The sequence below is a fragment of the Oleiphilus sp. HI0066 genome, assembly GCF_001635725.1.
In genome coordinates this window covers 1-1,115 of the sequence record NZ_LWFH01000898.1, presented here as the reverse complement: position 1 = coordinate 1,115, position 1,115 = coordinate 1, and the positions used below count along the sequence as shown (strand labels likewise).

Below are 1,115 nucleotides of genomic sequence, written 5' to 3'. Positions count from 1 at the left end.
CGATCGTAAGCTTTTTGTCATTAACGAGCTTCTTGAAAGAAGCGCTTAATAGTTCTTCAAGTGAATTGCTGGCGGCGGATAGGCAAGTCGTCTCGCCCCGAGAGTTAGATCCTGTGGTTCTTGAATACGCGAATCAGATAGGTTTACGACATGGCTTAGCAGTAGAGTTTCGGTCGATGGTTTTTAGCGATTCGGCTAGCCAGCTTGTATCCGTCAAGGCTGTTGACAATGCATACCCATTGCTAGGTTCACTTCAGTTATCTGGTCAGCCTCAAGGTAGCAAAGTCGCCTCAGGTAATATAGCAATGCAGTCGCGCCTTAATAATCTGCTTAACGTAAAACTGGGCGATAGCATCGGTGTGGGGGATGCTGATCTACTAGTTGGGCCTGCTCTGATTCAAGAGCCTGATATCGGTTTTAACCTGGGGGATATACAGCCTAGGCTATTAATGCGTCTCGATGATTTGGCGGCGACACAGGTTGTTCAGCCCGGTAGTAGGGTAAAGTATCGCTACTATTTTGCGGGTGATATCGAGCAGTTGCGAGTTTTCGATGATTGGATTGTTGAGCAGCTCGATAATAGTCAGCGTTACGAAGGTGTTGCTGATTCGCGCCCTGCGATTGCCGAGGCGCTTCAAAAAGCAGAGGCGTTTTTATTGCTGTCTTCGTGTTTGGCTGCATTGTTGTCTTCGTTGGCCATATCACTTGCTGCGAGGCAGTATTCTTCTCAGCAAATTCGAAGTGTGGCGATTCTTAAAACACTTGGTCTTACCGGGCGTGAGGTCGTATTAGTGTACGTCCTAAAACTTGGATTTATTGGACTTGTTGTTGTTTGTCTTGGACTTGTTTTAGGCCAGCTAGTTAGTGGTAGTTTATCGTCTGTCATTGCGCCGCTATTGCCTGACGTTGAACTACGTGTTGAATTTGATTTGTCGATGTCTGCCGTATTGGTAGCGGTTTTAGTCACCGTATTGACACTCTTTGGGAGCGCTATTCCGCAAGTATTTGCACTGTCTGGCGTAAAACCGATGGCTGTTTTGCGTCCTGAAGAAGGATTTCTTAGGCCGGTTAGTCGTTTCTACTACGTCTTATTGATTGCTGTCCTTTTGTTTACG

1 protein-coding gene is annotated in these 1,115 nt (G+C 46.5%); it reads left to right on the top strand.

Features of this window, described 5'->3' with window-relative positions; all coding sequences use genetic code 11:
• Window positions 1–32: 32 nt before the first annotated feature.
• The coding region (locus A3738_RS10520) for an ABC transporter permease (RefSeq protein ID WP_369819794.1) at window positions 33–1,115 on the top strand (1,083 nt) is incomplete at its 3' end.